This is a genomic window from Burkholderia sp. SIMBA_062 (genome assembly GCF_046534765.1).
Lineage (GTDB): Bacteria > Pseudomonadota > Gammaproteobacteria > Burkholderiales > Burkholderiaceae > Burkholderia > Burkholderia ambifaria.
Map to the genome: position 1 here is coordinate 1 of NZ_JAWRYD010000238.1, position 275 is coordinate 275.

1 protein-coding gene is annotated in these 275 nt (G+C 55.6%); it reads left to right on the top strand.

What is annotated here, in order from left to right:
* The coding region (locus SB786_RS36195; RefSeq protein WP_410731571.1) for a UvrD-helicase domain-containing protein at positions 1-275 on the top strand (275 nt) is incomplete at both ends.

The following is a 275-nucleotide window of genomic DNA, read 5'->3' on the forward strand; positions in this document are numbered from 1 at the left end:
CTCGTCACAGCGGGGCAGGTACAGGTAAGACAGAATTTCTCGCGCAGAAAGCGAGCTATCTGCTTCAGACTGGTATCTGTGCCGCTCCCAAGCGCATTCTCGCAATCAGTTTCAAACGCGACGCAGCTAAGAAACTTGCCGATCGGGTTGTGAAGCGCTGCACGCCCGATCGGGCACGTCGCTTCGATTCTTATACTTTTGATGCCTTTGCAAAGAGTCTTGTCGACCGGTTTCGTGCCGCAATACCCGCGCAGTGTCGCCCGCCAGCGGACTAT